General features: G+C 56.9%; 12 protein-coding genes and 1 pseudogene. All 13 read right to left on the reverse strand.

Annotation, left to right across the window (positions count from 1 at the left end; all coding sequences use genetic code 11):
- Positions 1 to 180 precede the first annotated feature (180 nt).
- Complete coding sequence (locus USH94_RS14160; protein ID WP_045404268.1) at positions 181 to 528, reverse strand: immunity protein Tsi6 family protein; 348 nt, start codon at positions 526 to 528, stop codon at positions 181 to 183.
- A pseudogene (locus tag USH94_RS14165) lies at positions 521 to 1,782 on the reverse strand (polymorphic toxin type 46 domain-containing protein). Before USH94_RS14165 ends, USH94_RS14160 begins: the two are co-directional and overlap by 8 nt.
- Before the next feature lie 2 nt (positions 1,783 to 1,784).
- Positions 1,785 to 2,579: a DcrB-related protein gene (locus USH94_RS14170; protein WP_111964752.1), complete on the reverse strand. Its 795-nt coding sequence runs from the start codon at positions 2,577 to 2,579 to the stop codon at positions 1,785 to 1,787.
- An 11-nt stretch (positions 2,580 to 2,590) separates the two neighbouring features.
- A complete protein-coding gene (locus USH94_RS14175; RefSeq protein WP_111964753.1) occupies positions 2,591 to 4,519 on the reverse strand; it encodes a type VI secretion system Vgr family protein in 1,929 nt (642 codons plus the stop codon).
- Positions 4,520 to 4,590: 71 nt separating this feature from the next.
- Positions 4,591 to 5,043 (reverse strand): hypothetical protein, encoded by a 453-nt coding sequence (locus USH94_RS14180; protein WP_111964754.1) that lies wholly within the window; start codon positions 5,041 to 5,043, stop codon positions 4,591 to 4,593.
- Positions 5,027 to 5,830 carry a hypothetical protein gene (locus tag USH94_RS14185; protein WP_111964755.1) on the reverse strand — a complete coding sequence of 268 codons (804 nt, stop codon included), beginning with the start codon at positions 5,828 to 5,830 and terminating at the stop codon, positions 5,027 to 5,029. The genes USH94_RS14180 and USH94_RS14185 overlap by 17 nt, the downstream gene beginning before the upstream one ends.
- 20 nt (positions 5,831 to 5,850) lie before the next feature.
- Complete coding sequence (locus USH94_RS14190; protein ID WP_111964756.1) at positions 5,851 to 7,269, reverse strand: serine/threonine protein kinase; 1,419 nt, start codon at positions 7,267 to 7,269, stop codon at positions 5,851 to 5,853.
- A gap of 24 nt (positions 7,270 to 7,293) precedes the next feature.
- Entirely contained in the window at positions 7,294 to 9,909 is a 2,616-nt protein-coding gene (tssH, locus tag USH94_RS14195; RefSeq protein ID WP_111964757.1) for a type VI secretion system ATPase TssH, read from the reverse strand.
- A gap of 38 nt (positions 9,910 to 9,947) precedes the next feature.
- On the reverse strand, positions 9,948 to 10,991 hold the full coding sequence (gene tssG, locus USH94_RS14200) for a type VI secretion system baseplate subunit TssG (protein ID WP_111964758.1): 1,044 nt from the start codon (positions 10,989 to 10,991) through the stop codon (positions 9,948 to 9,950).
- Positions 10,988 to 12,859: a type VI secretion system baseplate subunit TssF gene (gene tssF / locus USH94_RS14205; protein WP_111964759.1), complete on the reverse strand. Its 1,872-nt coding sequence runs from the start codon at positions 12,857 to 12,859 to the stop codon at positions 10,988 to 10,990. The genes tssG and tssF overlap by 4 nt, the downstream gene beginning before the upstream one ends.
- 2 nt (positions 12,860 to 12,861) lie before the next feature.
- The gene (tssE, locus tag USH94_RS14210; RefSeq protein WP_111964760.1) at positions 12,862 to 13,425 is read right to left on the reverse strand and encodes a type VI secretion system baseplate subunit TssE; all 564 of its coding nucleotides are present in this window, start codon (positions 13,423 to 13,425) and stop codon (positions 12,862 to 12,864) included.
- Positions 13,418 to 14,230 (reverse strand): type VI secretion system accessory protein TagJ, encoded by an 813-nt coding sequence (locus USH94_RS14215; protein ID WP_111964761.1) that lies wholly within the window; start codon positions 14,228 to 14,230, stop codon positions 13,418 to 13,420. The genes tssE and USH94_RS14215 overlap by 8 nt, the downstream gene beginning before the upstream one ends.
- A gap of 9 nt (positions 14,231 to 14,239) precedes the next feature.
- Positions 14,240 to 15,238 (reverse strand): hypothetical protein, encoded by a 999-nt coding sequence (locus tag USH94_RS14220; protein ID WP_111964762.1) that lies wholly within the window; start codon positions 15,236 to 15,238, stop codon positions 14,240 to 14,242.
- Between the last annotated feature and the right edge of the window lie 13 nt (positions 15,239 to 15,251).

The following is a 15,251-nucleotide window of genomic DNA, read 5'->3' on the forward strand; positions in this document are numbered from 1 at the left end:
GATTAAACCAGGGAAACTGCGCATGACAGATTATAATCTATCATTCTCTCTTTTTTCCGTGAAACAGAAGACTTAATTACATTAAAAAATGGAGATAGCAATCAAGTGTATATGATAGTTACAGCAAAAAAGTGTTAACGATACCGGACAATCACATTTAAAAATCAAAAAAACTGCCTATCACTTACGATATCTTTTTTGCCTTTTGAGGTACTCTACGTCTTGCTCATGGGGAAGAATAACCTTTAATCCTTGCCCCATCTGCGAGGCTATATAATTAGCATTGGACAAATGCTGAGCAAGTTCGGCATCGGTAGTATCAAACTCTTTAGACGCAAGCACTCCAAGATTCAATGTGTGTAATTTACTTTTATCTTTTTCAGCACCAGTTAGAATAGATTTAATATAATCCAACTGATTTTTCGCCATAACATATAAAGAAAATGTAGGATTTTGTTCTAATCGATTATTAATTGCATCAATAGCATCATTGATATAATCTAGCGCGGTGTAATTTTCTTTATTCATGAGCCACCTTAAATATATCCTTTTCGCTTGAAAGCATCTGTATTGCCCCACCTTTTGTCTGATAGGGTACATCTTTCACTGACCAAGTATAAAGTGCGGGCAAAGAAGTACTACGTAACATTTCAACTTTTTGTTGTGAAACATACGGTTTTGCTACTTTATCAACAACTTGATCAGTGCCATAAATAGTACCTTTTGGATTGATACCCAACTCTGTTGGCTCAACATCTTCTCGAAGAGCATACCAGTTTCCCTGTCGTCCTCCTGGCACTTGGTTTTGATAGAGTGTTTTATTTCTGTTTATTGTTTCAACACTCACTCTATTTGTATAGTCAATGCCATTATCAAAGTCACGAATCTGTTGCGGAGTGAAGCCCTTAGATTCGAGCCAGTTTCTTGCCAGCTCTTTATTTCCTCTGGCTGTAATATCTCTATTGAGATCGCCCGTGCGTCCAAATTTTTCATTAAGTTCAGCTCTTCGGGCCGAAATATTTGGCTTAACCGGTTCGAGAACAGGCTTACCAGCCCGCCACGCATCAAACCTTGCCCCTCCCTTCATGCCAGCCCCGCCGCCTATAACAGAGCCGATCAGCATCCCCCATTTCTGACCGTCGCTGCCTTCGCCAAACAGCATTCCACCCGCGTAGCTACCCACAGTGCCACCGCCCATCGCACCGAGGGTACTCAGAAGTGCGATTGCCGGACTGGCCAGCACCGCCATGGCTCCGGCACCAACGGCGAGCATCGTCCAGTTAACCCATTCCGGGATTTCAGGACTTATTTCATCGGTCTGAACCTTGCTTCCACCGATAATAACATTACGCGATCCCTGACTAATCTCGGCGCTGCAAGTCAACTTATCGCCTGTGCGAGAGGCGGGAAAGTTATTGATGTAAACTTTTATCGAACCTTCCGCAACCCGTTGCAGGCTACCGCTGTGCTCATCACACTCTCCGGCTGACAGATGAGCGCGGATAGCCTTTCGGCTGTTGATAAAGACATTGGGTGAACCTTCTTTTAGCGTACCGGTGGTATGGCGTGGAGCCCATGACATACTGCCGAGGAGCTCACCCAACCCACCCGCAGCACATGCCCCAGCCGCAACGGCAGAAACAGCAACCAACGCGTTCCTCCTGTGACGACAACGGCAGCTGCGCCCAGAATTGCCCCACCAACCAATCCTGCGATCATCCAGCCTTTTGAGGCTGTATGAGCAATCTCATCATCTACGCGAGCGGCCAGACATTCGGACATAACTATTCGGTTCGCTGTGCCATCAGATACCCACGTATCCGATCGGGTGTATTAAGTTGGTCAGAACCAGAGACCTGGCGGCATACGGAAAGCTGTGAAAGCAAGTGATGTGATTTGTCTGAGGAAGTCGTCCAGAGCGCGTAACGAAGGGGTTGGCTGTCCGGCACGGGTGCAATACTGAGTGGTTTACCCCGCTTTTCAAAAAGCAAATACTGCCCCTCTTTCGCCCGCTGAAGCGAAAGGTGTCCATACAGTTCCTGAATGTTTTCAAAGACACTGAGTACCTTACTCTCACTATCAAGCGCAAAAAATGGCCCCTGGCTGTCGGCAGCGAGCATTTCCTGGGTTTCAGTCTGAGCCGGTTTGTGGAACTTAATACTACGGATAATTTCCTGATATTGATTATGATAATAATCGCTAAACTCGCCCGGGCAAGTACCGATATAACACACCATCTTTTGGCCGCCAGGATGGTCACCGAGCAAAATAACGGTCTGCCTCTGGAAAATGATCGCATTATCATTTTTGAACTGATAAAAAAGCTCAACCGCAGGGTGACCATCAACAGAGGTCATCTGAGAGGATTCGAGACGAAAGTCGGGCACCGTAATTTCCAGTTCACGTACCAGCCGTGTTGCCGCATCATGGACTTTATCTTCGTTTTTAGCACTCGCACGAGAAACAACAAAAGTAAACTCGCTGGCTCCATTATCACTCAGAGTAAATAAATTCATGGTTCTGTCTTTAAACACATCAGGTAAGGCGAGGGATGCTTCCTGAAGAATATATTCAGCCATTCGGGTTACTCTTATTTATTGCCATTAATAACAAAAAAACTATCCACTTCCTGCTGGATTTCACCCTGAAGGGATGCGCCAGGCGGATCGATGACATTTTGTCCATCATCAGGGTTCAAATGTAATTCGCCGGAAAGCGTATTAATTTGCGCGTTCTGTTTCGCAGTAAAGTTAAAATTATTACCAATGATATGGACGCTGCCGTCTTTTGATAGCTCGATGGCGCTTTCACCACATTCCAGTCTCAGCGTATTTCCTGCGGAAAGTATAAAATTATTAACAACTTTATCGTTTCGACTGTTCCCCGTCAGGCATACCACATCGCCTTTAATTCCTGATTTCTGGTTTTTCGCTACCCGTAAGGTTTCATCTTCACCAACAAACTGGGTACGATTTTTTTCAGTAGAGTGAGACTCGTCGTTTTTGACGTTAATATCCAGATTCCGCTCGGCCTGGATCCACACCTGTTCCGCGCCCGCTTTATCCTCAAAACGCAGGGCGTTGGCATTGTCGACTGAGCCGTCTTTCGTGCGGCTCATAAAGCCCATCTGCGTCGCCGCAGCCGGCAGCGCCCACGGCGGCATGCTCGCGTCGTTGTACACGCGACCGGTAATGATCGGACGGTCCGGATCGCCGTTGATAAAGTCCACCACCACCTCGTCGCCGACGCGCGGGATCTGCACCCCGCCGTAGCCCTGGCCCGCCCACGCGCTCGACACGCGCACCCAGCAGGAGCTGGTGTCATCGCCCTTCGCCAGACGGTCCCAGTGGAACTTCACCTTCACGCGGCCGTATTTGTCCGTCCAGATACTCTCGCCGTTCGGCCCCACCACCTTCGCGGTCTGCGGGCCGTAGGTGCGCGGCCACGCCGTGGTCTGCGCCGGACGGTAGACCACCGCCGACGGGATGACCGTGAAATCGGTACGGTGAATGGTCTCCCCCTCGCCGCTGGCGTAGCGGTTCTCCTCGAAGTGGTAACCCGCTGCCGTCACCAGATACTCCCCGTTGTCGCTGAAGAACGGCGCGTTGGTTAAGGTGAAGGTGTGACCGGGCGCAATCCCCGCCGCCGTGGCGGTGGCCTGAATCTGCTGATGCTCCACCTGCCAGCGCTCCTGACGGATACGGGCATAGAACTCCCCGTGCCCTTTGTCCACAAAGCGCCCCGGCCAGTCGTACACGTCAATGCTGCCCGGCGTCGGCGACGCCGGGTTCTGCTGGGCCTGGAACAGCCACGCGTTCGGCTTGCGGAAGTCATAGTCGTCGAGGCTGTAAATCCCCGGCGTCACGCTGTCCTCCAGTGCCCACTGGCTGATGCCCTCTTCATCCGTGCTGCCGCCTGACGGCGTCTGGTGGTAAGGAATAACCTCATAGCCGCTGAACGGCTGATGCTGCGTGGCGGCATCGGTCAGCACCAGGGTGTGTTTGTCCGCCTCATGGCGGAAGTGATAGGCAATCCCCTCCAGCTCCATCAGACGGCTGATGAAGTCCAGGCTCGACTCCTGATACTGCACGCAGTAGTCCCACACCCGGTAGCTGCCGGTGAGTTTATCCTCAACGTTGACCTGATGCTCACCCAGCAGGGTTTTCACAATCTGCGGCACCGTCTGGCCCTGGAAAATACGCAGGTTACGGTCGCGCTTCATCGGCCACAGGTCCGGCTCAACCGTCAGCTGGTACACCGCATAGCGGGTGCCCGTCAGCTCAACGGCGCTGACCGCCACCCGGGTAATCTTGCCGTTAACATAGCGGGACGTCAGCAGGTTCTGCGTCGGGATGGTCACCGTGACCGGCTGGCCCAGCAGCTTGCTGCGGTCAATGCGCGCGTCCGTGCCGAGCACGGTCAGCGTCAGCGCGAACGACTCGGACATCGCCTCGCGGCCGGAGAGTTTCCAGAAAAGCAGCCCCTCCACCGGGAGCTGAACGGTAATTCGGTTGAGCATAATCTTTATTCCATATTGCTTATGCGATTCAGAAAAGAGGTTCGCATCTATGCATGAGCGTCATTTATATATCAAAGTGAATGAGTTTTTTCTCTTTTGCCCATTACGTAAATGAGAGAATATATCTTCAGAAACTCCGATATAACAAACAACCCTAAATTCACCCACACATTTGAAATACCAAACACACTTATCAGAAGTGGGAAAAGAGAAACCGAACATCTGAATGAAATGAGACGAAAGACTTCCTGAATAAGGGCAAACTTAATCGCAACATTTTTTCTCTTAAAAAACATCCAGGCCGAAGCAAAAAGAGAAAGCAACAAAAGCAAATCAAATATAAAAAAGAGGGTTACGATAAAGCTGTAACCGCCTCCTGAAATGACATCTGAGTTCCCTGTGAACGCGATGATATCTGACATGAAGGGGATCCTGTCCTGGCGAAGTGAATTTATAGCGTAAAGCAAGATAGCCAGTACATCCATACATCCCCAGAAATACCATAATTTACTTTTTAAATTCATAATCCTCTTCTCTGACTCCAGGTATCCATTGCCATGATTTACCACTTACTGCCCAGGCATCATCGCTCTCAAGGTATTTCTGATAAATGGATCGTTGTTCTCCGAATCGTCTAATTACAGATTTTTCAGATATCAACGCGCGTGATACTCCGTCCAGGTCTGCGGGTAGTGCTGTCCAGCGCTGGATTTTATCGCGCGACGTATTCATGTAATCTTTACCGTCCGATCCAAACACCCGTCCCTCGTCCCCCATGCTCGTCAGGCGATTAATCGCCATGATCACAACATTTTTTGTGCCATGATAATCATCTTCCACAGTTTTCCAGTAACCCGGTCCGTAGTAAGCGGTCGATGGAATAAATGAATCACGCGTTGGGGCTGGTTTTCCAAATAGAGCGACATTGTTTCGGTAACGTTCGAGGATGTAACTCACGAAAGCTGAGCTGTACATCTTCTCATCTACACAAAACAACTCTCCTGACTCAGAGATGAAAAAGGGATATATGGCTTTTGTCCGTTGACGGTGGTCTGTTAAAACTACTTCTCCTGAGTCAATTAACCGTTCAATTTTACTAAGATTTTGTGCGTAGAGAGGATCAAACACGGCATTAGGATTAAATTCGAAGCGACGTCGCAACGTTAAACCATCAATGCTGTGAAATGGATTTAAAGCACCGCGCACCACAACAAATTCACGTCCTACGTCGCTCCGCGCATAAACAGGAGAGACAATCTTTTCGAATTCCTTTGGATGAAGCCTTTGGCTTCGAAGATCGTACGCTTCCATAGCATCTCCTGTTTATATTCCTACGGATTCACCAGCCAGGTACCCGGCTTGGTGATATCCAGCGTCTGGCCACGCGTTCTTCCGTTGCCCTGCAGTTCAATCTTCACCTCACCGGCCGGCAGCTTGAGCGATGCATAGCCGTTGGTCGCCGGACGCAGCGCTTTTGGCTCGCCGTTCACTTTCAGCGTTTCGCCGTCGAGGATGCGGATATAGACCAACGCAACAGGGCTCTCGACAGGCGGTGGCGTCTGCTGTGCCGTCGCCTGCTCGCTCACCTTCGCCGTTTCCGGCTTCACGTCCGGCGTGTTCGCGGCGGTTTCGGTTGGACGCGTCTCGGCCGGTCCCTGTGCAGCCTGCTCAGGCACATCGTTACCGCCGCTGAACAGCATCGCCCCGGCGACAACGCCCACCAGCACGCCTGCGGCAACCAAGCCCGGGATCTTGTAGCGGCGCCAGTCGAGCAGCGAAGCCGGTTGTTCCTCCTCCACCGGTACCAGCATCGTGCCGGGCTTTTTCGCCGTCAGCACGTCGTTGATACCGGCGACCGGCATCTCTATCAGCGCGGCGAACTCGTCGATTGACTGCGGACGGTCTTCCATGTGCAGCGCAAGCGCGCGGTCGATGGCCTGCAGCAGCGGAATGGAATAGCCCTGCGGCATGATTTCCACCAGCGGTTTGCAGGTATCCTGAATAGAGCGCACCACGCTGACCGGCGGCGGAGAACCCACAATCAGCGTACGCAGCACCGCGCCGAGGGCGTAAATGTCCGTCCACGGGCCCTGCTCGCTTTCGTTGTCGTCGGTGTACTGCTCAATCGGGGCAAAGCCCGGGCGCAGCATGGTTTCCGTTTCGTCGGAGAGATTACCGATGGTGCGGCGCGCGGAGCCGAAATCAAGCAGCACCGGCAGGCCGTTATCCTGGATCTGAATGTTATCCAGAGAGATGTCGCGGTGCAGGTAGCCTTCGTTGTGGATAGTCTTGATCGCGCCAAACAGCATCGGCAGCGTGCGGCGGATCCAGGCTTCGTTAATCAGCTCCGGCTTTTGTTCGCGCAGGCGCGAAAGCGTGGTGCCGCTGTAAAACAGCGTCCCCATGTAGGCCGTGTCGTTTTGCACCCAGAAGCGCAGGACGTGCAGCAGGTTCGGGTGGTTAAAGCGCGCCAGCAGACGGGCTTCCTGAATGAAGCTGTTCAGGCCTGCGGAAAACGCTTTGCCAAAACGCTCGCTGCGCAGCACCAGGGTCATGTCGTCGCCGCGCACGGCGAGCGAGGAAGGCATAAATTCTTTGATAGCGATAGTGCGTTCGAGCTGGTGATCCCACGCGCGATAGACGATGCCAAAACCCCCGCCGCCGATCACCTCTTTGATTTCAAACTCGTTGAAGCGGTACCCGACCGGGAGCGCGTTTGGGACAGTCCGATTGTTATCATTATCCGTCATCTTTTACAGTTCTCTTGATGATTATTACGCGGCAAACTGACAGTGAAACTCGCCCTGCTCGCAGGTGACGTACAGACGTCGGTACTGCTCGTCGCTGCGGCTGGCGGTAAGTAAGATCTGGCTCATCTGAGGCAGCAAGGTATTGGTCAGAATAGCATCCACCATGCGGCCGCCGGACTCCACCTCGGTACAGCGCTGAACAATCTGTTCCACCACGCTGTCGTCAAACTCAGAAATAATGCTGTGATTCTCTTCCAGACGACGCTGAATGCGCTTGAGCTGCAGGCGAACAATCTGCCCCAGCATCTCGTCGCTGAGCGGGTAATACGGCACCACCAGCAGGCGGCCCAGCAGCGCCGGTGGGAAGACCTCCAGCAGCGGCTGGCGCAGGGCGCCGCTTAACGCGTCAGGCTCCGGCATCAGCTCCGGATCGGCGCACATGGCGCTAATCAGGTCGGTGCCGACGTTAGACGTCAGAATAATGATGGTATTGCGGAAATCGATGTGGCGCCCTTCGCCGTCTTCCATCCAGCCTTTATCAAACACCTGGAAAAAGATCTCGTGGACGTCCGGGTGCGCTTTTTCAATTTCGTCCAGCAGCACCACGCTGTAAGGACGGCGGCGCACGGCCTCGGTTAACACGCCGCCTTCACCATACCCTACGTACCCCGGAGGCGCACCTTTTAAGGTGGAAACGGTGTGCGCTTCCTGGAACTCACTCATGTTGATGGTGATGACGTTCTGCTCGCCGCCGTACAGGGATTCGGCGAGCGCCAGCGCGGTTTCAGTTTTACCGACGCCGGACGGGCCGCAGAGCATAAAGACGCCCACCGGTTTGTTGGGATCGTCCAGCTTCGCCCGCGAGGTTTTCACGCGGCGGGCAATAAGATCCAGGCCGTGACGCTGGCCGATAACGCGCTGGTTGAGCGTGTCGGCCAGGTTAAGCACCGCGTCGATCTCGTTTTTCACCATCCGGCCCAGCGGGATCCCGGTCCAGTCGGAGACCACCGCGGCGACCACGTTTTCATCTACAGCCGCAAACAGCAGCGGTTCATCGCCCTGAAGGGCGTTCAGCGCCTGCTGCTGCTCCGCCAGCTGGCTGCGCAGATCGGCGCTATCTTCATCACCCGCCGCGAACAGCGCCGCGCGCAGGCGAATAATTTCCTGCACCAGGCTGCGTTCTTCTTCCCAGCGCAGGGCCAGGGCTTCGCGTTTTGTTTCATACGCGCCGCGTTCTGCGCGTAACGTCGTCACGCGCTCGGCGTCACCGGCCCCCACGCGCGCTTCGCGTTCAGCAATCTCAATTTCCACGTCCAGCGCGGCAAGGTGGCGCAGGCAGTCTTCGAGCTGCGCAGGGGGTGCGCTCTGGCTGACCGCGACGCGGGCGCAGGCGGTGTCGAGCAGCGCAACGGCTTTGTCCGGCAGCTGACGCGCCGGAATGTAGCGATGCGACAGCTTCACCGCCGCGCTGACCGCCTCGTCGAGCAGCAGGACCTGATGGTGCGTCTCCAGCGGCGACACGGTGCTGCGCAGCATCAGAATAGCTTTCGCTTCATCCGGCTCGTGCACCTGCACCGTCTGGAAACGACGGGTCAGCGCCGGGTCTTTCTCAATGTACTTTTTATATTCTGCCCAGGTAGTTGCGCCGATGGTGCGCAGCTGGCCGCGAGCCAGGGCTGGCTTCAGCAGGTTCGCCGCATCGCCGGTCCCCTGCTGGCCGCCTGCGCCAATCAGGGTGTGTATCTCATCGATAAACAGAATAATCGGCGTGGCGCTGGACTGGACTTCGTTAATGAGCGCCTGCAGACGGGCTTCAAACTCGCCTTTCATGCCTGCGCCCGCCTGCAGCATGCCGATATCCAGCAGCCACAGCTGAATATTTTGCAGCGGCTCCGGGACGTCGCCGTCGGCGATGCGCAGCGCCAGCCCTTCAACAACGGCGGTTTTGCCGACCCCTGCTTCCCCGGTCAGCAGCGGGTTGTTCTGACGGCGACGCATCAGGATATCCACCATCTGGCGGATCTCCTCGTCGCGCCCGACAACCGGGTCAATCTTCCCGTCCCGGGCGCGGGCGGTCAGGTCCTGGCCATACTGGGCCAGCGTCCCCTGTGCAGCCGGTACCGCACCCGCCGGTGCGTCGACGGCGGCAGCGGCCTGCTGCGTCTCTTTGCTGTTGGCGCAGATGGTATCGAACTGCTCAATCAGCACCTCGACGTTAAGGCGGGTAAACTGCGCCGAAATGCTTTTCAGCACGTTGGCCAGGTTCCAGGTTTTCAGCATGCCGATCAGCAAATGGCCGCCGCGAATACGGCTGACGCCAAACTTCAGCGAGCCGAAGACCCAGGCGCGCTCCACGGCGCTGTCGATATGCTCGGAGAGATCGGAAACTGAACTGGCGCCACGCGGAAGGACATCCAGCGCGGCCACGATATCGCGCGTCAGCTGCTGTTCGTCGAGGGCAAAGTGGCGGATGACCTGCTGCAGATCGCCATCCTGCTGCTGCATCAGCTGATGCAGCCAGTGCACCAGCTCCACGTACGGGTTGCCGCGCAGCTTGCAGAACGCAGTCGCGCTTTCCAGAGAGGTAAATAACAGCGTATCCAGTTTGCCGAAAAGCACGGCACGGCTAATTTCTGACATGTTAGTTTCCATTAACAATGATTCGGTATACGGAAGGATTACCGCTCTGCGCGATACACCAGATCGCCGCGCGGGACAGGCTGCGGCTGAATGCCCAGCCAGGTGTTATAGCCTAATCGCCCATGACTGCCGAGCGTGGTGCCCTGCACCGCGTCTTCGCGCAGGATCACCCGCGTTTCCCATTCAAATTCTACCCCAGCGTACTGACGCACCCAGTCGCGCAACTCGGTCACCCACGCTTCACCCGGCAAAAAGCGGTTGTATTCCTCCGCGCTCAGCGGGCCAATCTCGATGCGAAACTTGTGCTGCACGTCGCGGACGGCGACGCCGAGAAAGGCCGATTCCCCCATGCGCGGCATGCGGCGTCCTGCTCCCAGCTGCGCCTGCTCGCGCGTGGAGAGCGGCATCCACTGCGGCACGTTGCTCACCAGCTTAACCGGCGCCTTAAAATAGCTGCGCAGGATCTTCTCCAGCCCCTCCGGATCCCGCCCGTGACGGGTCAGGTGCCCGGCGTGGGTAAAGCGGGCATGCGAGCTCAGGCTGCCTTTGTTCATCTGCCCCGGCTGGCCCATGCCAATCAGCGACGCCAGATAGCCCTCAAAGCGCTTGTTATCGGCGCGGTCCAGCGAGACGGTGGGCTGCGCATCCGCCCAGGCGCGGTAAAACAGCAGCGCAAGACGGTGATGGAACAGATCGGCAAACGCGCTGAGGCTGGTGTCCTGATGATGATAAATACGCTCGCGGGCGTACTCGGTCATATGGACCGGGAGCGGGCCGTTCGGGCCAAACAGGCCGAAGCTGAGGATAGACACCTCGTGCAGCCCGCTCTCTTCCCGCTGACGTACGTGGGCCAGCGTCGACGGCGCAAAGCTCATCGACGGCTGCTGGCCGATGCGCAGCGGTTCAAATTTCGGCAGCGGCGCGCGTCCCAGCGGGTAGCGCTCGCCGCCCTGGGCATCAATGCGCCTTAACAGCTGAAACAGATCGTAGCGCCAGGGCGTCTCACGGACGCCGTGCCAGAACGCGTCCGACAGCCTGGTCAGGCGATGCACGCGCAGCGGTGCAGTGGCAGCGTCACTCATATCAGCGCCCTTTTACCCATGCGCGGCGCCCAGTAGCCAATCTCGCCGCGCTGCTGACTTTTCAGGGTGAACTCGGTGAAGCTGTTGATAGAGACCAGACGGGCAAAGAGGCGCTCCATCACGCTGCCAAAGAGCCACGGGCTGGCGCCGGAAAAGGCTCGCTCATCCACCGTCAGCGTAATGCCGATCCCGCGGGCGAACACGACCGGACCGGGTTCAGGCACGCGGCGGTGAACCGGCTCCAGCACGCAGTGGCGCACCCCCTCCACCTGACGCGCAACGGGCGTTTCGGCCAGGTTGGCATAAAGCCCTAACAGCTGGCGCAGCGCGGCCGCCCCCTCTTCGTTTTCGCTGTCCATCAGGCTGAGGTAGTTCATCTGCAGCTGGCTGATAAGCCGCCAGGTGCTGAACCCTTCCGCCAGCGCCGGACGCGGCGGCGTCGGCCCTTTACGCAGGGTGAGGGATTTCACCGGCATGGAGTCCGCCACAATGAACTGCCCGAGTTCCTGCTGCAGCATCAGCGGCAGGTCGCGGCTGGTGCAGAGCACCTCGGCAGAGATATAGCGCAGGTTCTCCTGCCAGGGGGCATGCTGTTCATCCACCAGTGAAACAAACACCTCCGAGCCGATATAGCCGGTACGGGTGCCGTAGCGCAGGGCGTGCTCGGACAGCACGCGCTGCTCGCGTCGCAGCGAAAAATAGGCCCCGTAGTTGCCCGCATCGCCGCTCCAGGTGCTCCAGAATGGACGAAACGTCTGGTCATCGCGCTGGCCGTCCGCGCTGCCATAAATTTTTTTGACCGCGTAAATTTCATAATCCAGCGGACGAATGTTATCGACCACCAGATGGTATTCATGCTGGCCGTCATTCAGCTTCTGACGCGCCGCGACCTTTGGAAACAGGTTGATGACCGGCGTACAGTGCAGCGCCAGATGGCTGGCATCGACCACGCGCTCCAGCTGTTCATCTGACTTATCCAGCAGAATGAAGATGTCGAAGGCTTTTTCGCCTTCACAGCGCTGGATCAGCGTGCTCAGACCGCTCAGGCTGATGAAGCGGAAGCGGGCCGGAAACGCAAAGTACTCCTGCAGCAGGCGATAGCCGTCAAAGTTGCGCAGATCGTCCGGCAGCAGCGCCTGGTCAGGCTCAAAGCCCTCCTGGCGCAGCGCATCTGACGCCAGCAGCTGTCGCTGCGGCTGCGGACTGACCGTCTGACAGACGATCCCGGCGTGGTGCTCCATCACCAGCTCCAGCAGCTTCAGCGCTTCAATGTCCGGACCGCCGAGGAAAAATTCCAGGCGGTCGAAATCCAGGTGCCCGAGGTTTTGCGGGCCGTCGCAGGCAATGCGGATCCGCAGGGCGCTGCCGATCCCCCGCTGGCTCAGTCCAAGCTGCGCCAGCGGCAGATCGGCGGGGACGCCGCCCAGTTCAACCTTATCGATTTTCAGCGGCAGCAGGTTGACCTCGTGCGCCGTGGTATAGCTGCAGGTCACGCCGGTTTTTTTCAGCGCCAGGCTGTCCATCATGGTGCCACGCGGGACAATAAAGCCTTTGCTCAGGTCGCCCCGGCTGCTGTCGGGCTCAATCTCCGCAATCGCCATCGACGGCGTGGGCGCGAGATAGTTAGGCGCGATCATCTCCAGCAGACGCTGGGAGAAGCGCGGAAACTCCGCGTCCATTTTCATCTGCACGCGGGAAGTCAGGAAGGCGAAGCCCTCCATCAGACGTTCGGTATACGGATCCGCCACTTCGATGCCGCGCATGCCCAGCCGTCCGGCGACTTTAGGGTAGCGTTCGGCAAACTCGGCCCCCATTTCGCGCAGGTAGGCCAGCTCGCGGTTGTAATATTCGAGCAGTTTACTTTCCATGATTACCCCGCATCTTTCAGTTCAAAATGGCCGTTTTCCAGATCGACATCGGTACGAAACAGAAACTCCAGCGGGTACGGCACGCACCATAAACGCCCTTTGATCTCAATGGAGAGCACGTTGTGCAGATCCAGCGAGGAGGTATCCGACACGCAGCGAACCTGCAGCCCCTGTGGCAAAATGCGCGGCTCAAAATTAATGATGGCCTCGGTGAGCTTGCGCTGAATATCGTGCCATTCGATGTCCGACATTCTTTTCCCGGCCAGCGGCGCGACGCCGAAGTTGACCACCGAGCGGTTCACGTGCGGCAAGGCGCTCAAATCGCCGGAGGCATCGTGGTTGATGGTGTTAAACAGCCACTGCAGGTCGCGCAGGACGTTGCGGCGCAGGGCGGCATGGGTGATCAGATTGCTGTTGGCCGACTCGCGCTTTTTTTCCGGGTCGTCATCGGTGAGGCGATCGAGCAGCGAGGGCTGCATTTTGTCGCGCGCCCCCACCTTCTCCTGCTTGCTGCGGGCTTGCCAGCCGCTGCGCAGCAGATCGCCTTCGCCAGCGGGATTACTCATCGGCTCCATCCGTCGCAAACGTCACGAGGCTCAAGGACAGCAGCGGGCTTTCGCTTTGCTCGCTCAGCCAGGCTTTCTGGCCCCTGCCTTCGTAAAGGGTACCGTCTTCGTCGAGCGCCTGCCATTCGGTGGTGCGGCCTAATTTGACCGCATCAGCGGCATCGGCAGCAAAAGGATAACGCGCCGGGATCTGACACACCTGCTCCGTACCGTCGGTCAGGCGCACCAGCGCGTGACGCCAGACCAGATCGGTGACGCTGGCAGGCGCCTGGAAACGGATCTCCGCGATAGCGTTAAACGGCAGCCAGAAATAGCGGCCATTCACTATGGTTTCGCAGACCGGGCCGAGACGGGCATCGCCGTCCATCAGCCAGTCAAAAGCCTGCGTCTCCTCGTTTTCGAGGGTGATGTGACCCGCAGTGGCCTGCGCCTGTTCAAGGGCTTCAAGACGCAGCGCATGCGCGCGCTCGCCGTCCTCGCTCAGCGCCGCGGCAAGGGTAGTCAGCCACGGCCACTGGGTTTCAGGCATGGCCGGTCGCGCCTGTCCCGCCATTACCTGCGCGCGCTGCAGCTCGCCCTGAATGGACTGCTCCAGCAGCGTGACGGTAGGTTTCGCCTGAGGCTTCAGCGCCAGCCAGCTTTTCAGCTGGGTAAGAGCCCGCGTCCAGTTGCCGCTGAGGGTTAAAAACTGCACAAACGCAGCGCGAAGGTCGGCATCCGCCGGACGGGCTTTGATTTCAGCTTCCAGACGCGCCAGCGCATCGTTGAGCGACTCGCCCGCCAGGTGTTGATAAAGCGTATTCATAGCCATTCCTTAATTCGCCGCGCGCCATGCGCCGACGGCCGGATCGCGCAGCTGAGGACGCAGGGTGTCAATCAGAACGATATTCAGCGGAGTACCCGGCGCGACCCAGGCGCTCCACGTTTTTTTCACCGCCGCGATACGCGCCTGCAGTTTTGCGTCATCGCTGGCGATTTCACGGGAAATCTCCACCGCTACGGTACCGTTGCTCTTCCAGCTGTTCAGGCTGTTATCGTAAGGCAGGATCATCCAGCTCTGGTCGCTGTTTGGGGTGCTGAATACCATGCGCTCTTTGTTGACGGAGGTGATCAGCGCGTTTTCCGGATCGGCGCTTTGATTCAGACCGGTCACCGGGAAACCGTGGATGTACGTCACCGCCATCTCTTTCTGTCCGCCGTTGCGGGACTGCGAAACTACGGTGTGCCCGCTCAGCCAGCTGCCGTTGCCGCAGCGGGTGGTGTCAGAATCCGGAATAAAGAGCGCCGGAGCAGAGGCGCCCCCTTCCCAGAAGGTGCGCAGGTGGCAGCCGTCCTGAAGCGTAAACTCCTGCCACGGCGTACGGTCGGCGGGAACGGTGCGGGAAGCCACATTTTGATCTGGCGGCATTAACGTGCCGCTGGCTGTGGCAGCGGTGACGGTTGCGGCAGGCGTGGCCTGTTCCTGTTTCACCACCAGCGCCCAGTCCTGCGCTTTGCCTGCGGTGCCCTGCGCCAGCGTGGTACCCGCCGGATCGTTGAGCGTCCAGCTGAGTTTATTCACTTTGCTGCACTGGTGCTCCAGCAGTGAGCCAAGACGCGGTACAAAGTTCTCCAGCACGGAGACGTCTTTCTTGCCGTTCGCCACAATGCGCAGCGCCACCTCAGGCTTACACCAGCTTTGCGGCGTGTTGTCTTTAATGTTGTCGATCCAGATATCCAGCTTCTGTGCAGGAGACTGCACGATGCGGAAATTCTCAGCCTGCGCGGTGGAGGTGACCGCCAGAAGTGCCAAACCCGATAGCCAAAGTTTCATATCGTTCCTTGTG

The organism is Enterobacter sp. 148H3, assembly GCF_034107425.1.
GTDB classification, from domain to species: Bacteria; Pseudomonadota; Gammaproteobacteria; order Enterobacterales; family Enterobacteriaceae; genus Enterobacter; species Enterobacter vonholyi.